This is a genomic window from Amaricoccus sp., assembly GCF_036846665.1.
GTDB lineage: Bacteria > Pseudomonadota > Alphaproteobacteria > Rhodobacterales > Rhodobacteraceae > Amaricoccus.
The window spans coordinates 1-19,534 of sequence record NZ_DAIUBO010000056.1; the positions used below are offsets into that span (position 1 = coordinate 1).

The 19,534-nt window shown below is 70.9% G+C and carries 17 protein-coding genes and 1 pseudogene; 15 read left to right on the top strand and 3 right to left on the bottom strand.

Going from position 1 to position 19,534, the window contains the following annotated elements; genetic code table 11:
- Positions 1–779, top strand: a 779-nt coding sequence (locus V7050_RS07510; protein ID WP_324410430.1) for a cyclopropane-fatty-acyl-phospholipid synthase family protein, incomplete at its 5' end; no start/stop codon positions are given.
- Positions 780–873: 94 nt separating this feature from the next.
- Here the strand turns inward: V7050_RS07510 and V7050_RS07515 are convergent.
- Positions 874–1,527: a ChrR family anti-sigma-E factor gene (locus tag V7050_RS07515; RefSeq protein WP_324368073.1), complete on the bottom strand. Its 654-nt coding sequence runs from the start codon at positions 1,525–1,527 to the stop codon at positions 874–876.
- A gap of 125 nt (positions 1,528–1,652) precedes the next feature.
- Between V7050_RS07515 and V7050_RS07520 the strand changes: the two genes are divergently transcribed.
- The 9 genes and pseudogenes from V7050_RS07520 (at position 1,653) to V7050_RS07560 (ending at position 11,600) form a co-directional block, all read left to right on the top strand.
- Entirely contained in the window at positions 1,653–2,792 is a 1,140-nt protein-coding gene (locus V7050_RS07520; RefSeq protein ID WP_324368075.1) for an NUDIX domain-containing protein, read from the top strand.
- A 59-nt stretch (positions 2,793–2,851) separates the two neighbouring features.
- Positions 2,852–3,889: a cysteine synthase A gene (locus tag V7050_RS07525; protein ID WP_324368077.1), complete on the top strand. Its 1,038-nt coding sequence runs from the start codon at positions 2,852–2,854 to the stop codon at positions 3,887–3,889.
- 31 nt (positions 3,890–3,920) lie between these two features.
- Positions 3,921–6,398: a DUF3772 domain-containing protein gene (locus V7050_RS07530; RefSeq protein ID WP_324410432.1), complete on the top strand. Its 2,478-nt coding sequence runs from the start codon at positions 3,921–3,923 to the stop codon at positions 6,396–6,398.
- A 170-nt stretch (positions 6,399–6,568) separates the two neighbouring features.
- Positions 6,569–6,946, top strand: a pseudogene (rplU, locus tag V7050_RS07535) (50S ribosomal protein L21); the annotation flags it as partial.
- Positions 6,947–6,965: 19 nt separating this feature from the next.
- The gene (gene rpmA, locus V7050_RS07540) at positions 6,966–7,235 is read left to right on the top strand and encodes a 50S ribosomal protein L27 (RefSeq protein ID WP_324368081.1); all 270 of its coding nucleotides are present in this window, start codon (positions 6,966–6,968) and stop codon (positions 7,233–7,235) included.
- Between the two features lie 77 nt (positions 7,236–7,312).
- Entirely contained in the window at positions 7,313–7,855 is a 543-nt protein-coding gene (locus V7050_RS07545) for a GNAT family N-acetyltransferase (protein WP_324368083.1), read from the top strand.
- A gap of 316 nt (positions 7,856–8,171) precedes the next feature.
- Positions 8,172–9,209: a GTPase ObgE gene (obgE, locus tag V7050_RS07550; protein WP_324368084.1), complete on the top strand. Its 1,038-nt coding sequence runs from the start codon at positions 8,172–8,174 to the stop codon at positions 9,207–9,209.
- Complete coding sequence (gene proB, locus V7050_RS07555) at positions 9,197–10,321, top strand: glutamate 5-kinase (RefSeq protein ID WP_324374304.1); 1,125 nt, start codon at positions 9,197–9,199, stop codon at positions 10,319–10,321. Before obgE ends, proB begins: the two co-directional genes overlap by 13 nt.
- A 13-nt stretch (positions 10,322–10,334) precedes the next feature.
- Entirely contained in the window at positions 10,335–11,600 is a 1,266-nt protein-coding gene (locus tag V7050_RS07560) for a glutamate-5-semialdehyde dehydrogenase (protein WP_324410434.1), read from the top strand.
- Between the two features lie 16 nt (positions 11,601–11,616).
- Here the strand turns inward: V7050_RS07560 and V7050_RS07565 are convergent, their stop codons facing one another.
- Complete coding sequence (locus V7050_RS07565) at positions 11,617–12,129, bottom strand: YcbK family protein (protein ID WP_442885413.1); 513 nt, start codon at positions 12,127–12,129, stop codon at positions 11,617–11,619.
- A 283-nt stretch (positions 12,130–12,412) separates the two neighbouring features.
- Here V7050_RS07565 and V7050_RS07570 point away from each other — a divergent pair, with 283 nt between their 5' ends.
- From V7050_RS07570 to V7050_RS07585, 4 genes are read left to right on the top strand one after another with little or no spacing between them, the layout of a single operon-like run.
- Positions 12,413–14,095, top strand: a complete 1,683-nt coding sequence (locus V7050_RS07570) for a L,D-transpeptidase family protein (RefSeq protein ID WP_324368611.1) — start codon at positions 12,413–12,415, stop codon at positions 14,093–14,095.
- Positions 14,096–14,116: 21 nt separating this feature from the next.
- Positions 14,117–15,202, top strand: coding sequence for a UDP-3-O-(3-hydroxymyristoyl)glucosamine N-acyltransferase (gene lpxD / locus V7050_RS07575; RefSeq protein WP_324368609.1), 1,086 nt, complete (start codon positions 14,117–14,119; stop codon positions 15,200–15,202).
- Between the two features lie 32 nt (positions 15,203–15,234).
- Positions 15,235–15,510, top strand: a complete 276-nt coding sequence (locus V7050_RS07580; RefSeq protein WP_324368608.1) for an acyl carrier protein — start codon at positions 15,235–15,237, stop codon at positions 15,508–15,510.
- 7 nt (positions 15,511–15,517) lie between these two features.
- Positions 15,518–16,729, top strand: coding sequence for a beta-ketoacyl-[acyl-carrier-protein] synthase family protein (locus V7050_RS07585; RefSeq protein WP_324368607.1), 1,212 nt, complete (start codon positions 15,518–15,520; stop codon positions 16,727–16,729).
- Between the two features lie 7 nt (positions 16,730–16,736).
- Here the strand turns inward: V7050_RS07585 and V7050_RS07590 are convergent, their stop codons facing one another.
- Positions 16,737–17,438: an invasion associated locus B family protein gene (locus tag V7050_RS07590; protein WP_324368606.1), complete on the bottom strand. Its 702-nt coding sequence runs from the start codon at positions 17,436–17,438 to the stop codon at positions 16,737–16,739.
- Between the two features lie 410 nt (positions 17,439–17,848).
- Here V7050_RS07590 and V7050_RS07595 point away from each other — a divergent pair, with 410 nt between their 5' ends.
- On the top strand, positions 17,849–19,366 hold the full coding sequence (locus V7050_RS07595) for a helicase HerA-like domain-containing protein (protein ID WP_324368605.1): 1,518 nt from the start codon (positions 17,849–17,851) through the stop codon (positions 19,364–19,366).
- Positions 19,367–19,534 lie beyond the last annotated feature (168 nt).

The window sequence follows — 19,534 nt, forward strand, 5'->3', positions numbered from 1 at the left end:
ACCGCCACTGGCTCGACGAGACGATGACCTATTCCTCCGCGCTCTTCGATCAGCAGAGCGAGGATCTCTCCGCGGCACAGCGCCGCAAATACGCCAGCGTGCTCGACCGCATCGGCGCCGGCGAGGGGCAGCATCTGCTCGAGATCGGCTGCGGCTGGGGGGGCTTCGCGGAATATGCCGCCGGGGAGCGCGGGGTGAAGGTCACGGGCCTCACGATCAGCCGCCAGCAGCACGATTTCGCCCGGCACCGCATCCAGGCGGCGGGGCTCGGCGAGCGGGTGGCGATCGAGCTGCGCGACTACCGCGACGAGCGCGGCGCCTATGACGGCATCGCCTCGATCGAGATGTTCGAGGCGGTGGGCGAGAAATACTGGCCCGCCTTCTTCGACACCGTGCGCGACCGGCTCAAGCCCGGCACGCAGGCGACGATCCAGGTCATCACCATCCCGGATTCGCTCTTTCCCACCTACCGCAAGACGGTGGACTTCATCCAGAAATACATCTTCCCCGGGGGCATGCTGCCGAGCCCCGGGGCGCTGCAGGCCCAGATCCTGCGCGCGGGCCTCAAGCCGGTGGGCTCGCTGGAATTCGGCCAGAGCTATTCCGAGACCCTGCGGCGCTGGCATGCCGCCTTCAACGCGGCCTGGGCCGAGATCCAGCCGCTCGGCTTCGACGAGCGCTTCCGGCGCATGTGGAACCTCTATCTCACCTCCTGCGCGGCCTCGTTCCTCACGGGAACGACCGACGTCGCCCAGGTGACGATGCGCCGGCCGGCCTGACGGCCTGCCCGTTCCGGATGGGGTGCGGGGTTTCCTTCCGTCTGCCGAAGGTCGCTTCGCATCCGGCCAGCACGAACCGGCGCCCCTGCAGGGATCAGCCGGTCAGCAGGTTCAGCGCCGGGCCGAAGCGGCCGGTGAAGCGCATCCTGCCGGAGAGCACGAAGAGGCAGAGGCAGGTCTCGTTTCCGACGATCTCGGGGCGATGGTCGTCGTCCTCGTCGGCGCGGGCGATGTCGCCGCGGCCAAAGATCCGCTCGCCGTCGCGCATCTGCCCGGCGAGGATCAGGGTCGCCTCCTCCCCGGAATGGGTGTGGGCGGGGATGCGCACGCCCGGCCGCGCGCGCACGAGGCTGACCCGTTCCGCGCCGAAGCCTTCCATCCGGTATTCCGCGAGCCCCGGCAGGCGGAAGCTCCAGCGGATCGCGTCGGTGCCGCCGCCCAGCCGCGCGCGCAGCGGCGCGGGCAGGGGCCAGCCGGGCTCGACCAGCGGCGCCGGCCCGGAACGGCCAGGTGCCTCCGCCCGCGCCTCGAACCGGGCGAGCGCGCGCGCGAGGCAATCCTCCCCGGTCGGCACCGCGGGCTCCTCCGCGAGCAGCCCGCCGCAGAGGCATTCGAGCGCCGCGACCGCATGCCGGCAGGCGGGGCAGAAGGTGAGATGGCACGCCACGAGCAGGCTCATGCCGTCCGACAGCGAGCCCTCGGCATAGGCGCCGAGCGTCGTCTGCGAAGGATGCCGGTCCGGGTCCACGGATGCCCCGCGTTCGAATTGCTTTGCCCTGATACGGGGAAATCGTGCAACTGGATCACTTGTCAACCGTCCGGGCGCGCCGGCGATGCATGGGATGGTGCGATTGTGGCCGCAGGGAGAATGCCATGACCGAGATCTTCCTGCCCGGCCCGCTGGGAGGCGCCGGGGCGGTGGCGGCGATGATCGGCGGCGCGGAGCCGCAGGTTTCGGCCGTCCCTGCGATCCTCGACGGCCATCGCCTGCAAGTCGATTGCGACGGCCTGCGCCTGGTCCCGGTGCCCGCGCCCGGTGCCGAGCTCGAAGGGCGGCTGATCGCGGCCGGGGGGGAGGCCGCCGCGCGGCTGCGGTTCGGCCTCGCTTCCATGGGCGGGCGGGCAGGGGCGCTCCCGGTCCGCCTGGACGGGGAGGTCCGGCGCGCCGAGGTCCGTGTCGCTGATGCCGCGGAAGCGCCGGGGGCGGCCTGGTCGGCATCGCGCTGGTCGCCGGCGCTCGACATCGCCCTCGCGGAGGCCCTGGCGGAGGTTCTCGGCCAGTTCGGGCGGTGCGACGCCGGGGCGATGCCCCGCCTGCTGCCGGGCATCGCCATGCGCGCGGCGGCACGGACCGCGGGCCGCCTGGAGCCCGGCGCCGTGGCGCTCCGGCGAGGGTTCGCGCGCGGCGACGTGGCGCAGGTGGCGCTGCGCTATCCTTACGCGGAATTCTTCGGCATCGAGGAGCATCTGCTGCGCCACCGCCGCTTCGACGGCTCGATGTCGGAGCCGGTCGGTCGGGCGGTCTTCACCAGCGGCGACGCGGTCACGGTCCTGCCCTTCGACCCCCGGCGCGATGCGGTCCTGCTCATCGAGCAGTTCCGCGCCGGGCCGCATGCGCGGCGCGACAGCCATCCCTGGTGCCTCGAGGCGGTCGCGGGGCGGCGGGACGGGCTGGAGCTGCCGGAGGAGACGGCGCGGCGCGAGGCCCGCGAGGAGGCCGGGCTCGAGCTGGGCCGGCTGGAGCGGATCGCGGCCTATTACCCGGCCCCCGGCGTGGCCGCGGAATTCATCACCGCCTTCGTCGGCGAGGCCGATCTCGGCGCGGCGGGTGGCGTGCACGGCCTCGACGAGGAGCACGAGGACATCCGCGGCTTCGTCGCCCCCCTCGACGCGGCGCTCGCCACCGTGGCCAGCGGCGAGGCCAACAACGCGCCATTGCTGGTCTCGCTGCTCTGGCTCGCGCTCAACCGCCACCGGCTGGTGGCGGAATGGAGCCCCGCCGGCAATGCTTGATGCACCGGTCCCGAGCCGCTAAGTCATCGGTCCGGGAAGCGGACTGGCGGGAGACGAGCATGCGCGTTGCACGGGACCTGCCCGAGGCCGTCGGCGGCACGCCGCTGATCCGCCTGCGCCGGGTCTCCGAGGCCACGGGCTGCGAGATCTGGGGCAAGGCCGAATTCATGAATCCCGGCCAGTCGGTCAAGGACCGCGCCGCGCTCTGGATCATCCGCGACGCCATCGCGCGCGGCACGCTCGCGCCCGGCGGCACCATCGTCGAGGGCACCGCCGGAAACACCGGGATCGGCCTCGCGCTGATCGGGGCGGCGATGGGGTTCCGCACCGTCATCGTCATCCCCGAGACCCAGAGCCGGGAGAAAAAGGACATGCTGCGCATCGCCGGCGCGGAACTGGTGGAGGTGCCGGCGGTCCCCTATCGCGATCCGAACAATTACGTGAGATATTCCGGCCGGCTGGCCGAGGCGATGGCCGCGACCGAGCCGGGGGGCGCGGTCTGGGCCAACCAGTTCGACAATGTCGCCAACCGCCGGGCCCATGTGGAGAGCACGGCGCCCGAGATCTGGGAGCAGACCGGCGGGCGCATCGACGGCTTCATCTGCGCGGTCGGCTCGGGCGGAACGCTCGCCGGCGTGGCCGAGGGGCTCCGTGCGCGCAGGGGCGACCTGCGGATCGGCCTCGCGGATCCGGACGGCGCCGCGCTCTACAATTACTACGCGCATGGGGAGCTGAAGGCCGAGGGCAGCTCGATCACCGAAGGCATCGGCCAGGGCCGGATCACCGCCAATCTCGAGGGGCTGACGGTGGACATGCCCTACAACATTCCCGATTCCGAGGCGATTCCGGTCGTCTTCGACCTCCTGCGCGACGAGGGGCTCTGCATGGGGCCCTCGACCGGGATCAATGTCGCGGGGGCGGTCCGCATGGCACGCGACCTCGGCCCGGGCCACGTCATCGTGACCATCCTCTGCGACTACGGGACGCGCTATCAGTCGAGGATCTTCGACCCCGAGTTCCTCCGGTCGAAGGGATTGCCGGCTCCGGACTGGCTCTCGACGCGACGGGGCGGGATCCCGGATGTCACCGCTGGCTAGGCCGGGCGCCGGGGCGCGGATGGCGGGTGCCTTGCGGCTCGCCGCTTGCCTCCTGCTCGTGCTCGCCGCCCAGCTTGCCCTGCCGGCGCAGGCGCAAGAGCAGGCGCAGGAGCAGGCGCAGGCGCAGGACGATCAGGCCGCGGTCCTCTTTCCCGAGGCCGAGGAAGCCCCGGTCCCGCCGCCGAGCGCCTCGCAGACGGAACTGACGCAGGCGGCGCTGAAATTCGCCAAGAGCACGGATGTGCTCGCCGACCGCGCCGAGGAGCGCATCGGCGACGAGACCATTCCCACGCCGGCGCTTGAATCCCTGCGTGCGGAGCTCGTGACCCATCGCGACAAGCTCCAGCAGATGGAGGCCCAGCTCACCTCGCCGGTCGACGATCTGAACGATCGGATCAAGGCGCTGGGCCCGCCGCCGGCGGAGGGGGCCACGGAGGCGCCCGAGGTGGCGCGCCTGCGCGAATCGCTCGATGCGCAGCTCACCGAGGCGCAGGCGCCGGTCCTGGTGGTCCAGGAGGCCATCCAGCGCTCCAGCACGCTCATCTCCGAGATCGACCGCATCATCCGCGCGCGCTTCTCGAACCTCCTGCTGAGCCACGGGGCGAGCCCCCTTCGCCCCGGCAACTGGATCGTCGCGGCCGAAGAGCTCGCCGCGGACGCCGCCCGGACCGCAGGCCATGTGCGCTCGGTGCTCGACGATCCCGTCGACCGTGCCAATATCCTGCGCCGGCTGCCGATCAACATCCTGCTCGTGATCGCGGGCCTCGCCGTCACCTTCTCGCTGCGCTGGCGGCTCAACGACTGGATCGACGGGCGGCTGGCCGAGGCGACCACGCTCTCCTCCGTCGCCTGGATCGTGGCGCTCAGAAACATCAACCGCCTCGTGGTGCCGGCGGTCGGCGTGGGGCTGCTCTTCGCCGCGCTGGAGCCCCAGGGGCTGGTCGGGCGCGCCGAGACGCGGTCCTTCTTCGCCTTGCCCGAATACGTCCTGGTGCTGATCGGCGCGAGCTGGCTCGGGGGCAGCCTCTTCGCGCCACGGTCCGGCGCGCATCGGATCCTGCCCATCGACGACGCCGAGGCGCGGTCCGGCGCGCGCCTCGTCGGCTGGATCGGGGTGGTTCTGGCGCTCGCCTTCCTCTTGGTCGAGCTGGCGACATGGTGGGAGCTCTCGCCCGCGACCCAGTCGGTGCTCTGGTTCCCGGTCATCCTCGCCGGCTCGCTGCTGCTCTGGCGGTCGGCGCGGCAGATCCGGCGGCTCGCCCATCGCATGGAGCACGCCGCCGCGGATCGCGGCGAGACCGCCGGCCCCGGCATCAGTGTCCGGCTGGTCCGGCTCACCGTGCCGATCCTGCGGCTGCTCGCGATCTTCGCGCCGCTCCATGCGGCGCTGGGATACATCCCGGCCGCGGCCTTCATGGTCTTCCCCATGCTGATGACGCTGGGCCTCGCCGGCTCGGCGCTGGTGGTCTTCGACCTGCTGAACAAGACCCTCGTCTCGGTGGTCACCCGCGGCCGCGAGAAGGTCGGCGACTTCGACGGCGGCCTGATCCCGATCCTGGTGGGCACGCTGGTGATCCTCGGCAGCATCCCGCTCCTCGCCCTGATCTGGGGGGCGCGGCCCTCCGACATCCGCGACACCTGGGTGCTCCTGCGCGACGGGGTGACGGTCGGCGGCATCCCGATCTCGTTTCAGGTGGTCGTGGTCTTCGTCGCGGTCTTCGGCCTGGCGGTCGCGGCCACGCGCGTGCTGCAATCGGTGCTCAAGAGCACGGTGCTGCCGCGGACCCGGCTCGATCCCGGCGCGAAGAACGCGGTCCATGCCGGCGTCGGCTATGTCGGCTTCGCGCTCGCGGGGATCGCCGGGGTCTCGGCGGCCGGCGTCGACCTCTCCAGCCTCGCGATCGTCGCCGGCGCGCTCTCGGTCGGCATCGGCTTCGGCCTGCAGACGGTCGTCTCGAATTTCGTCTCCGGCATCATCCTGCTCATCGAGCGGCCGATCAAGGAGGGCGACTGGATCGAGGTCGGCGGCTTCTCCGGCTATGTGCGCGGCATCCGCGTGCGCTCGACCGAGATCGAGACCTTCGACCGCGCCAGCGTCATCGTGCCCAATTCCGACCTCATCGCCGGAAGCGTGCTCAACCGGACCCATGCCGGGATCTCGGGGCGCCTGATCGTGCCGGTCGGGGTCAGCTACAGCAGCGATCCGCGCGAGGTCGAGCGCATCCTGATGGAGATCGCCGAGGAGCATCCGCTGGTGCTCGACGACCCGCCGCCGGCGGTGATCTTCATGAGCTTCGGCGCGGATTGCCTGAACTTCGAGATCCGCTGCCGCCTGCGCGACGTCAACTTCATGCTGACGGTGCATTCCGACATGAATTTCGAGATCATCGCGCGTTTCCGCGCCGCCGGGATATCCATTCCCTTTCCGCAGCGCGACGTGCACATCCAGGGCCTCGACCGGATCGTCGGCTCGATCGGCCCGCGGCCCGCGGGCGAGGACCCGGCTTGACTTCCGCCGCACGGCTGGCGATATAGCCGCCTCTCGCGCCCTCCGCGGCGCGGGATCGTTTCGCTTGAGCAAGGCGCGCTGTCCGCAGGCGCGGGGGAAGCTCTCCCGCAGCAACGCCGGTCGATCCGGGGCCGCAGGACGCGGGGAACAAGAGAGAAGGAAAGGCGCGGATGTTCGCGGTTCTGAAGACGGGCGGCAAGCAATACAAGGTTTCCGCCAATGATGTGCTCACCGTGGAGAAGCTGGCGGGCGATGCCGGCGACACGGTCCAGTTCGACGAGATCCTGATGCTGGGCGGCGACGCGGTGACGGTCGGCACGCCCCTGGTCAAGGGCGCCTCGGTCAGGGCCGAGGTGCTCGAGCAGATGCTCGGCCCCAAGGTCGTGTCCTACAAGAAGCGGCGGCGCAAGCATTCCTCGCAGCGCAAGCGCGGCCATCGCCAGCAGCTGACCCGGGTGCGGATCACCGACATCAGCGCCTCCGCGCCCAAGGCGAAGGCCGCCAGGGCCGAGGTGGCCGAGCCGGTCGCGGCGGAAGCCGTCGCGGCGAACTGAAGGAGAGAGCGCAATGGCACATAAGAAAGCAGGCGGCTCGTCCCGCAACGGCCGCGATACCGCCGGGCGGCGGCTCGGCGTCAAGAAGTTCGGCGGCGAATCCGTGATCCCGGGCAATATCCTGATCCGCCAGCGCGGCACCAGATGGTGGCCGGGCACCGGCGTCGGCCTCGGCCGCGACCATACGATCTTCGCGACCGCCACCGGCCAGGTGAGCTTCCGCAAGGGCTTCAAGGGCCGGACCTTCGTCTCGGTCCTGCCGCCGGTCGAAGCCGCGGAATAGCCGCTTCTCCCAAGGATCTTCGCGGGAGGCCGGCGGCGACGCCGGCCTTTCGGCTTTTCTCAGCGGGAGTTTCGGCCATGTCCGGAGCCGTTCAGCCTCAGCCCGAACTGCGAACGCCGCGCCTGCGGCTGCGCCCCCTGCGCCGGGCCGATGCCGGCCTGATCGAGCTCTATGCCAGTGACGCCAAGGTGGCGCGCATGACCGCGCGCATCCCGCATCCCTATCCGCCCGGAACCGCGGAGACCGTGGTGGAGCGCGCGATCGCCCGGAGCGGGCCGGGAACGATCTGGGCGATCGATGCCGGCGAGGATGCCGAGAACGGGCTGATCGGGCTGATCGAGCTCGAGGCGACCGGTCCCGGCCGCGCCGATCTCGGCTATTGGGTGGCGCCGGCCTTCTGGAACACCGGCTATGCCAGCGAGGCCGTCGAGGCGGTCGTGCGGCACGCCCGGGACGCCGGGCTGCAGGAACTGACCGCATCGGTCTTCCAGGAGAACGCCGCTTCGGTGAAGGTGCTCCTGCGCGCGGGCTTCACCTATCTCGGCGACGGCGAGAAGCATTCCGTCGCCCGGGCCGCGATGGTGCCGACCTTCCGCTACCACAGGATGCTGGCCGGATGACGCGACATCGGGGTGATCGCTTCGGGACGTCGCCCGAAATCGTCCGATGGCGCCGCCTTCCCTTCGCGGATTTGGCAGGTGACAAAGCCGCGCGCGCCTGCCTGCCCCCGGCAGGCGCGACAAGCGCGCCCGCCAGGCACGCGCGCACGGATTACCCACCGCTGGTGGAACACGACCCCCCTCGGCCTCCGCGCTCGCGCGCTCCGGCCGACGAACCGGCGCGAGGCAGTGCCTCGCTGTCGCCGGTTCGGGGCGCCTCTGATCTGGTCGATACACCCAGAGTTCGCGCAAGTTCCCGCAAAGCAAAGCAAATCCGATGAAGTTCCTCGATCTCGCGCGCATCCAGATCCGCTCCGGCGCCGGGGGCAACGGCTGCATCAGCTTCCGGCGCGAGAAGTTCATCGAGTTCGGCGGCCCGGACGGCGGCGACGGCGGCAAGGGCGGGGACGTCTGGGCCGAGGCGGTCGACGGGCTGAACACCCTGATCGACTACCGCTACCGGCAGCATTTCTTCGCGAAGAACGGCCAGGGCGGCTCCGGGCGCCAGCGCACCGGCAGGAGCGCGGAGGACGTGGTGCTGCGGGTGCCGGTGGGCACCGAGATCCTCGACGAGGACCAGGAGACGGTGATCGCCGACCTGACGCTTCCCGGCCAGCGCGTGCTCCTCGCCCGCGGCGGCAACGGCGGCTGGGGCAACCTGCGCTTCAAGTCCTCCACCAACCAGGCGCCGCGCAACGCCAATCCCGGCCAGGAGGGGGTGGAGCGCACCCTCTGGCTGCGGCTGAAGCTGATCGCCGACGCGGGCCTCGTCGGCCTGCCCAATGCGGGCAAGTCGACGTTCCTCGCCGCCTGCTCGAACGCGCGGCCCAAGGTGGCGGATTACCCCTTCACCACCCTGCATCCGAATCTCGGGGTGGTGGGAATCGACGAGGCGGAGTTCGTGCTGGCCGATATTCCCGGCCTGATCGAGGGCGCCCACGAGGGCAGGGGGCTCGGGGACGCCTTCCTCGGCCATGTGGAGCGCTGCGCCGTGCTCCTGCACCTGGTCGATGCGACCTCGCAGGACGTGGCCGAGGACTACCGCGTGGTGCTGCACGAGCTGGAGGCCTATGGCGCAGGCCTCGCGGCGAAGCCGCGCATCGTCGCCCTGAACAAGATCGACGCGCTGGCCGAGGCGGCGGTCGAGGCGGCGGCGGTGGCGCTCGCCGCCGCGGCGGGTGGCCCGGTCTGGCGCGTCTCCGGGGCGACCGGCGCCGGGGTCGCGCCGGTGCTGCGCGCCCTGCGTGGGGCGGTTCTCGCCGCGCGCGCCGTCGAGCCCGGGCGCGAGGAGGCCTCCGTGCCATGGCGGCCCTGAGTTCGCGGCAGCGGCTCGACGCCGCCCGGCGCCTCGTGGTCAAGATCGGCTCGGCGCTGCTCGTCGCGGCCGACAGCGGGCGGCTGCGCCTCGACTGGCTGCAGGGGCTCGCGACGGACGTGGCGGGGCTGCGCGCCGGGGGCAAGGACGTCGTCATCGTCTCCTCGGGCTCGATCGCGCTCGGGCGCCGGGTGCTCGGCCTGCCCGTGGGGCCGCTCTCGCTCGAACAGAGCCAAGCGGCGGCGGCGGTCGGCCAGATCCGGCTCGCCCAGGCCTATGAGAGCGTGCTCTCGCCGCACGGGATCACCACCGCGCAGGTCCTGCTCACCCTGGAGGATACCGAGAACCGCCGCCGCTACCTCAATTCGCGCCGCACGCTCACCGCGCTGCTCGAGCTCGGGGTGGTGCCCATCGTCAACGAGAACGACACCGTCGCCACCGACGAGATCCGCTACGGCGACAACGACCGGCTCGCCTCGCAGGTGGCCAGCATGGCGGGGGCCGACGTGCTGCTCCTGCTCTCCGACGTCGACGGGCTCTATACCGCCGACCCGCGCAGCGCGGCCTCGGCCGAGCGGCTCGAGAGCGTGGCCGCGGTCACGCCGCAGATCGAGGCCATGGCGGGCGGGGTCGGCTCGGCGCTCTCCAGCGGCGGCATGAAGACCAAGCTCATGGCGGCCAAGGCGGCGATGCGCGCCGGCTGCGCCATGGCGATCAGCCGCGGCGCGGTGGAGCGCCCCCTGACCGCGCTCGCGGAGGGCGCGCCCTGCACCTGGTTCGAGCCCGACGGCGATCCCCATGTCGCGCGCAAGCGCTGGATCTCGGGCATGAAGCCGAAGGGCCGGCTGACGGTCGATGCCGGCGCGGTGGCGGCACTCTTGCGCGGCAAGTCGCTGCTTCCTGCCGGCGTCACCGCCGTCGCCGGAAGCTTCTCGCGCGGCGACCCGGTGGAGATCGCCGGGCCGGACGGAACGGTGGTGGCGCGGGCGCTGGCAGGCTACGATGGCCGCGAGGCCGCGCTCATCAAGGGGCACCGCTCCGACCGGATCGCGGAACTGCTGGGCCACCAGGGCCGCGCCGCGATCGTGCACCGCGACGACATGGCCTTCTGACGGGACGCAAGCGATGGACATGACCACCGACATCGAGGCGCTGATGCAGGGGATCGGGCTCGCCGCGAGGGAAGCCTCGACCGCGCTCGCCACGGCCCCCTCGGCGCAGAAGGCCGCGGCCCTCGTCGCCGCGGCCGATGCCATCGCCACGCGGGCCGGCACGATCCTCGCGGCGAATGCCGCCGACATGGAGGCCGCCCGCGCCAAGGGCATCGGCTCGGCGATGCTCGACCGGCTGCTGCTGACCGAGGCGCGCATCGCCGGCATGGTCGACGGGCTGCGCTCGATCGCCGCCCAGCCCGATCCGGTGGGGCAGGTCATGGCGGAATGGGACCGGCCCTCGGGGCTGCACATCCGGCGGGTGCGCACGCCGATCGGGGTGATCGGCGTGATCTTCGAGAGCCGCCCCAATGTCACGGCGGACGCCGGCGCGCTCTGCCTGAAGGCGGGCAATGCCGCGATCCTGCGCGGCGGCTCGGAGAGCATCGACTCGACGCGGGCGATCCACGCCGCGCTGGTCGAGGGCCTGCGCGCCGCCGGCCTGCCCGAGACCGCGATCCAGATCGTGCCGACCACCGACCGCGCGGCGGTGGGGGCGATGCTGACCATGACCGATTGCATCGACGTGATCGTGCCGCGCGGCGGCAAGGGCCTGGTGGCGCGGGTCCAGGCCGAGGCCCGGGTGCCGGTCTTCGCCCATCTCGAAGGCATCGTGCATATCTATGTCGACCGCGCCGCCGACCTCGCCAAGGCCGGCCGGGTGATCTTGAACGCCAAGACCCGGCGCACCGGCATCTGCGGCGCCGTGGAATGCCTGCTGATCGACCGGGCCTTCTTCGAGGCCGAGGGCGCGCCCTTCCTCGAGCAGCTGGTCGAGGCCGGCGTCGAGGTGCGCGGCGACGGCGACCTGATCGGCCTTCCGGGCATCGTGCCGGCGGGCGAGGACGACTGGGGCCGGCAATACCTCGACATGATCCTCGCCGCGCGGCTGGTCGAGGGCGTCGAGGGCGCGATCGCGCATATCCGCCGCTACGGCTCGCAGCATACCGATTGCATCATCACCGAGGACGATGCCGCGGCGGCGCGCTTCTTCGCCGGGCTCGACAGCGCCATCCTGATGCGCAACGCCTCGACCCAGTTCGCCGACGGCGGCGAATTCGGCATGGGGGCGGAGATCGGCATCGCCACCGGCAAGCTCCACGCCCGCGGACCCGTGGGCGCCGAGCAGCTCACAAGCTTCAAGTACCTCGTCGAAGGGGACGGGACGATCCGCCCGTGACCGGGCGGAGGCCGCGTCAGCCGCGCCAGCTCCGCACCGGACCGCAATCCATGTGCACGAAGTTCGAGCCGTTGTAGATCCCGACGCCGCCGCCGCCGCAGGCGAAGGCCGCCTTGGAGATGTGACCCACGCTGCGGCTCTTGAGGCGCACGTCGGCGGCCATGGCGCGCATGTGGAAGGAATTGCTGGCCGCACCCCTGAGCATGCGGTTGGTCCTGGCGGTCCGGAAGCCCGAGATCAGCAGATAGGGCTCGGTCGTATCCATCAGCTGCAGCGTTGCCGCGAGGATGTCGAGGTTGCGCGGATCGTATTTCATGGCCTTGTTCTCGCGCCAGTCGCGCATGAAATACGTGACCTCGTTCAGCACTTCGGGGATGTACTTCCCGTCGACATAATAGATCGTGTCGATGGATTCGCCCGTGCGCTGGGAATACATCCGGACTCGCCGAATGTCTCCCGACCGCTTCAGGAAGCCCGGTGCCCTGGCATAGACCGGTGCCGCGGCGACCGCTCCCAGGGTCGCAAACATCCCGAGTACCGCCCGCCGAGACGGGCGCGTATTACCGTTTTCCATGATTTCACTGCCTCAGTTTCTGCTCGATGAGCGACTTTTTGCTGCGCTCCTGTCATCGTGATGCCACATCCGGTCGCGTTTTCCAAGTCCCTATCGAGCGGCGTCCCTCGGCGGCGACCATTCGCCGAATCGGTTAACGCGGCGTTAGCGCGAGGCGCCGGAACCGGCGGCGAAGCTTGTTTTCATGGGGCGCGCGCGGTAAGTTTCCGGTAACGAGCGACACGAAAAAGAGGCAGGCATGGATCTCAGCGGACATATTCGCGCGGCATCGTCGATTCTGGTCCTCGGCGCGGCCCTGGCCGCGGCGCCGGTCTCCGCCGAGCAGGGATCCGTCCCGGCGCCGACGGCGGCGGCCCCCCTGCCGGCCGCGGCCGCGCTCGCGCCCGGTGCCGAGGCCTTCCGCCGCGATCTCGCGGCCGAGACCGCGGCGCTCGCCGCGCCGACCCGGGACGCCATCGAGGGCTTCTTCGCCGCCCGCGGCTATGCGCCCTTCTGGTCCGAGCCGGGCTCGGGCCGCGCCGAGGCGCTCGTCGCCGCGATCGCCGACAGCCCCGCCCAGGGCCTGCCCGCGCGGGGCTACGACCTGCCCGGGGTCGAGGCGGCGCTCGCCTCCGGCCAGCCGGAAGACCGGGCCGGTGCCGAGGTCGCGGCCACGCTCGCCTATCTCGCCTTCGCCGGCGATCTCTCGGGCGGCGTGGTGCGGCCCCGCGACATCGACCCGGAGATCGACCTCCGGCCGAAGCGCCCCGCGCCCGCGGCGCTTCTGGCGCTGCTCGAAACGGAGCCGCTGCCGCAGGTCCTGCAGGGGCTGGAGCCCTCCGGCAGCGAATACCGCGTGCTCATCGCCGAGAAGGCCCGTCTGGAAGGGCTGATCGCAAGCGACGCCTGGGGGGCGGGCGTCCCCGAGGGCCCGACGCTCCATGTCGGCGAGAGCGGCCCGCGCATCGCCGATCTGCGCGCCCGGCTGGGAAGGATGGGATATGCCGCCCCGGCGGGAGCCGGCGGCGATGCCGCCTTCGATTCCGGGCTTCAGGCGGCGGTGGAGGCCTTCCAGCGCGACAACGGGCTGATCGACGATGGCGCAGCCGGCGCACGCACGCTCTCCGCGATCAACGCCGGGCCGGAGAAGCGCCTCTCGCAGGTGCTGGTCAATCTCGAACGGCTGCGCTGGCAGGACGGCGATCCGGGTGCGCGCTACTTCCGGGTCAATATCCCCGATTTCTCCGTGACCCTGCGCGACCAGGGCGCGGTCCTCTGGCAGAGCCGCGTGGTCGTCGGCGAGCAGAAGACCCGCACTGCGGAATTCTCCGACGTGATGACCTACATGGTTGTCAATCCGACCTGGCATATCCCGGATTCGATCGCCGTCCGCAGCTTCCTGCCCAAGCTCCAGCGCGATCCGAGCGTGCTCCAGCGGCAGAACATCCGCCTGCTCACCCGCGGCGGCACCGAGATCAATCCGGCGCTGGTGGATTTCACCCAGTATACCCCCGAGAACTTCCCCTTCCGCATCAAGCAGCGTCCCGACACGGACAATGCGCTCGGCAAGGTCAAGTTCATCTTCCCCAACAACCACTCGATCTACATGCACGACACGCCGCATCGCGAGCTCTTCGCCCGCGACGCGCGGGCCTTCTCCAACGGCTGCATCCGGCTGGAGAAGCCGGTCGAGCTCGCGGAGGTGCTGCTCGGGGCGCAGGGCACGGCCGATCCCGCGGCCACCTTCGACGGCCTGCTGGCGGGAGGCAAGGAGCGGCGGGTGGATCTCGACCGCCCGATCCCGGTGCATATCGAATACCGCACGGTCTTCGTCGACGAGGCCGGCACGGTGCGCTACCGCGCCGACATCTACGGCCGCGATGCCGAGGTCTTCCGGGCGCTTCAGGCCGCCGGGGTGGCGCTGCCCGCCGCCCAGGGCTGATCGCCCGGTGGGGGGAGCAGCATGATCACCGTCGCGGAACTCGCGCGGGCGCTCGACGCCGAGGCGGTCGGCGAGACCACGCTCCGCATCGCGGGCGTGGCGGAACCCTCGGTTGCGGGGCCCGACCAGGTCGCGCTCGCCATGCAGCCCGAATTCGCCGCCGGCCTCGCGGAGGGCAGCGCCGGAGCGGCGATCCTCTGGCAGGGGGCGGACTGGCGCGCGCTGGGGCTCAGGGCGGCGATCTTCGCGCCGCGCCCGCGCTACGTGCTCGCCGGCGTGACCCGCGTCTTCGACCATCCGCTCGACCTCGCGCCCGGCATCCATCCCGGCGCGATCATCGACCCCGAGGCGGAGATCGGCCCCGGCTGTTCCATCGGCCCCTTCGTCGTCGTCGGTGCCCGCGCCCGGATCGGCGCCGGGGCGCGCATCTTCCCGCATGTCACCATCGGTGCCGATGCCGAGATCGGTCCCGACGCCCTCCTGCATGCCGGCGTCCGCATCGGCGCCCGGGTCCGCATCGGCGCGCGCTTCATCGCCCAGCCCAATGCGGTGATCGGCGGCGACGGCTTCTCCTTCGTCACGCCCACCCCGGGCCATGTGGAGGAAGCGCGGGCGACCGGCGCCGTCACCGCGGCGAGGCAGGACGAATACGTGCGGATCAATTCGCTCGGCAGCGTGCGGCTCGGCGACGACGTGGAGGTCGGGGCCAACAGCTGCATCGACCGCGGCACCGTGGCCGACACCCGGGTCGGCGACGGCACCAAGATCGACAACCAGGTCCAGATCGGCCACAACGTGCGCATCGGCCGCACCTGCCTGATCTGCGGCCATGTCGGGATCGCCGGCTCGGTCGATATCGGCGACCGCGTGGTCCTCGCCGGCAAGGTCGGCATCGCCGACCATGTCAACATCGGATCCAACGTGGTCGTCGCGGGGGGGTCCGGGGTGGCGAGCAACATTCCGGACAACCGGATCATGATGGGCTCGCCCGCGGTACGCATGGATCTCAATGTGGAGATGTACAAGGCGCTGCGCCGCCTGCCGCGGCTCATGGCGCGCCTCGAAGCCGCGCAAAAACCGGTTTCCAATCCCGACGCGAGCGATTAGACCTGCGCAGCACGACGACCGATGGAGGGCACATGTCCGACACAGTCCAGGACAATGTGAGGGACAGGATGGTCGCGATCCTCGCGGAGCAGGCCGTGCTGGAGCCCGGCGACATCCGCATGGACGCGACGCTCGAGGATCTGGGCATCGATTCGCTCGGCCTCGTCGAGGCGATCTTCGCCATCGAGGAAGCCTTCGAGGTCCAGGTGCCGTTCAACGCGAACGAGCCCGCGGAATCCGAATTCGACATCAGCACCGTGGCGAGCATGGTGCAGGCGGTTGAAAACCTGATCGCGGCGCAGAAGTAGCCGAGGCATGCATCGTGTGGTCATCACCGGCCAGGGCGCCATCAATGCGCTCGGGCGCTCGGCGGGCGAGACCATGCAGGCCATGCGCGAGGGCCGCTCGGGCATCGGGGCGCTGGACTTCCAGGACGTGGAGCGGCTCTCGATCGCCATCGGCGGCCAGATCCGCGATTACCGGCCCGAGGAGCATTTCTCGCGCCAGGAGCTGACGCTCTACGACAAGTTCACCCAGTTCGCGCTGCTCGCCGCCGCCGAGGCGGTGGCCATGTCGGGCCTCGAGATCGCCGAGGAGCTGTCCGAGCGCGCCGGCGTCGTGCTCGGCACCTCCGGCGGCGGGCTGCAGACCCAGGACGAGAACTACCGGCTGGTCTATCAGGAGGGCAAGAACCGGGTGCATCCCTTCGTCGTGCCCCGGCTGATGAACAACGCCGCCGCGAGCCACGTCTCGATGGTGCACAACCTCCAGGGCCCGAGCTATACCGTCGCCACCGCCTGCGCCTCGTCCAATCACGCCATGGGGCAGGCCTTCAACCTGATCCGCTCGGGCCAGGCACGGGTCGTGCTGACGGGCGGCAGCGAGAGCATGCTCTGCTTCGGTGGCATCAAGGCCTGGGAGGGCCTGCGGGTCATGTCCCGCGACGGCTGCCGGCCGTTCTCGAAGACCCGCAACGGCATGGTCCAGGGCGAGGGCGCGGCGGTCTTCGTCTTCGAGGAGCTCGCGCATGCCCGCGCCCGCGGCGCCGAGATCCTCGCCGAGGTCACCGGTTTCGCCATGACCTCGGACGCCTCCGACATCGTCACGCCCAACAAGCTCGGCGCGGTCCGGGCCATGCGCGGTGCGCTCGCGGACGCGGGCCTCGCGCCCGAGGCGATCGGCTACATCAACGCCCATGGCACCGGCACCAGCGCGAACGACCGCACCGAATGCGCCGCGGTGCGCGAGACCTTCGGGCCTGCCGCGGATGCGCTGATGATCTCCTCGACCAAGTCGATGCACGGCCATGTGATCGGCGGCACCGGCGCGATCGAGCTCATCGCCTGCCTGATGGCGCTGCGCGAGGGCGTGATCGCGCCCACGATCAATTACGAGGAGCCCGACCCGGACTGCGATCTCGACGTGGTGCCGAACACCGCCCGCGAGCGCCCGGTGCGCGCGGCGATGAGCAATGCCTTCGCCTTCGGCGGCCTGAACGCCGTGCTCGTCCTGACCGCCTTCGGCTGAAGCGGCGTCAGTTCGCCGCGGGGGCCGGCTCCGGCGCCGCGGGAACCTCGAGCGAGTCATAGGCCTTGGTGAAGCCGTTGAGCGAGACCGCCAGCGTCAGCGGCGATTGCGGCGCGCCCACCGAGACCAGCGTCATCTTGCCCGAATTCCCGCGCTTCATCGCCTCCACCGAAGCGGTGCTCAGCCCGAACCGCGCGAAGCATCCGACCTGGCTGCACCAGGCGAAGGGATATTTCCGCACTTCCCCGGAATCGATCTGGAGGTCGAGGCCGGGGGGGAGAAGCGTGCCGAGCGGGGTGACGACCGTGGCGCCCGCCGCGGCCTCGCCGCCCGCGGGGAGCTTGAGCAGGCTGATCTCCGCGACCGGATTCTGCTCGGGGTCCATGGCGAGCTGGTACATGAAGCAATCGTTGCCGTCGGGCGCGCAGCGCACCTGCCAGTCGCCGAAGGTATCGCGCACGATCTCGAGGACCTCCTGCGCGGCGGGATCGCCGGCGCCGGGCGCCGCCTCGGCCCCCTCCGCCGGGGCTTCGCCGCCCTGGGCCTCCCCGGCCGGCGCCTCGGCTGCCGGCTGGCCGGCCGGAGCGGCTTCGGTCGCCGGCGCCTCTCCCGCGGGCTCGGTCGTGGCCGCTTCCTGGGCCAGCGCCATGCTCGCGCTGATGATCGCGATGGCCGCAGCAACGGCAAACCTGTTTCCGGTGAGTTGCATTCGGTGCCCGTTTCCTCTTTGGTTTCCCTTTGGGAAGTCTCACTCCCGACGCGTGCTGTCAACCGGGCGGCGATGCGGTCCGCAACACTTTGCCGTGGCCGGGGAGGGACGCGAAAGGGTGCCCGAAGGCACCCTTTCTGCGCGATTGCGCTTTCCCTGTCGGACTGGCCGAACTTTGTGCGCGGACCCTAGAATAGATGAGAAAACGGGTCAAGCGTGGCGTGCAAGTAACGCGCAATTCTACGCGATTGCCGGAACAAAGAAAGACCGCAGAGCGAACTCTGCGGCCAGTTCAACAGGGAGGAAGTCGCGCGCCCCGATACCCGGAGGTCCCGGGGCATGATTGCACTCTAGGGTGCACCGGTTAATATCCGGTTCGAATTCGGCGCGGGACTTCGGGAAGTGAGATCATGGTTGACGACGCGATCCTCGTGGGCGGCGGCGGCGAGAATTATGCCGAGCAGAAGGACCTGCTGCTGCGTTTCGGCAACCGGCATGGGCTGATCACCGGCGCCACCGGCACCGGCAAGACCGTCACCCTGCAGATCCTCGCCGAGGGCTTCTCCGCCGCCGGCGTCCCGGTCTTCGTGCAGGACGTCAAGGGCGACGTCTCGGGCCTCTCGCGCCCGGGCGACCCGGCGGGCAAGGCGGACGAGGCGCTGCGCTCCCGCGCCGCAAGGATCGGCATGGGCGATTTCGCCTATCGCGCCTATCCCGTGGTCTTCTGGGATCTCTTCGGCAAGACCGGTCACCCGGTGCGCACCACCGTGAGCGAGATGGGCCCGCTGATGCTCGCGCGCATGATGGATCTCTCCGAGGCGCAGGAGGGCGTGCTCAACATCGCCTTCCGCGTCGCCGACGAGCAGGGGCTGACCCTGCTCGATCTCAGGGACCTGCAGGCGATGCTGGTCTGGCTCGGCGACAATGCCCAGGAGATCGGCCGCACCTATGGCAACATCGCCTCCGCCTCGCTCGGGGCGATCCAGCGCCAGCTCCTGGTGCTGGAGAACCAGGGCGCCGCGGGCTTCCTCGGCGAGCCGCATCTCGAGCTCGCCGACCTGATGGCCACCGACGGCGGCATGGGCCGGATCGGCGTGCTCATGTCCGAGAACCTCATGCAGGCGCCGCGGCTCTATGCGATGTTCCTGCTCTGGCTGCTCTCGGAGCTCTTCGAGCAGCTGCCCGAGGTCGGCAATCCGGAGAAGCCCGTGCTCGTCTTCTTCTTCGACGAGGCGCATCTGCTCTTCGACGACGCGCCCAAGGCGCTGGTGGACAAGGTGGTGCAGGTGGTCCGGCTGATCCGCTCCAAGGGCGTCGGCGTCTATTTCGTGACCCAGAACCCCGACGACGTGCCCGGCGACGTGCTCGCCCAGCTCGGCAACCGCATCCAGCACGCGCTGCGCGCCTTCACCCCGCGCGACGCCAAGGCGCTGAAGGCCGCCGCCGAGACCTTCCGCCCCAATCCCGCCTTCGACACCGAGACGGCGATCCGCGAGGTCGGCACCGGCGAGGCGGTGGTCTCGCTCCTGGAGGACAAGGGCGTGCCGGCCATGGTCAGCCGCACGCTGATCCGCCCGCCCATGTCGCGCATGGGGCCGGTCAGCGCGGAGGAACGCGCCGAGACCATGGCGGCCTCGCCGCTGGCGGGCCGCTACGACACCGCCATCGACCCCGAATCCGCGCAGGAGATGCTCGCCGCCCGCGCCGAAGCCGCCGCCGCGGAGGCTTCGCTGGCCGAGGAGATGCTGGCGCAGTCCGCGGCCGCGAAGGCGGCGGGACAGGGCCGGCGCTACGACCCGGGGCGGGCGCCCGCGTCGCAGCCCTCGCTGGGCACCGAGCTCGCCCGCAGCGCGCTCAGGCAGCTCAACAGCCGCGAGGGGCAGAAGCTCGTGCGTGGCATTCTCGGCAGCCTGTTCAAGGGCCGATAGGGCGGTGGCGGGGCGGCGCCCGCGCCGGCCCGAAGCGGTCACACCACACGACACGCCTCCGACGGATGGATCGGGCTTTCCGAGCCTTCGCCATGGCGCGGTTGCGGCGCCCGGATCCGAGCGGAGCAGGGGCCCGATCCGGTCGAAGCCGATGCGGAGCCCGCCCTC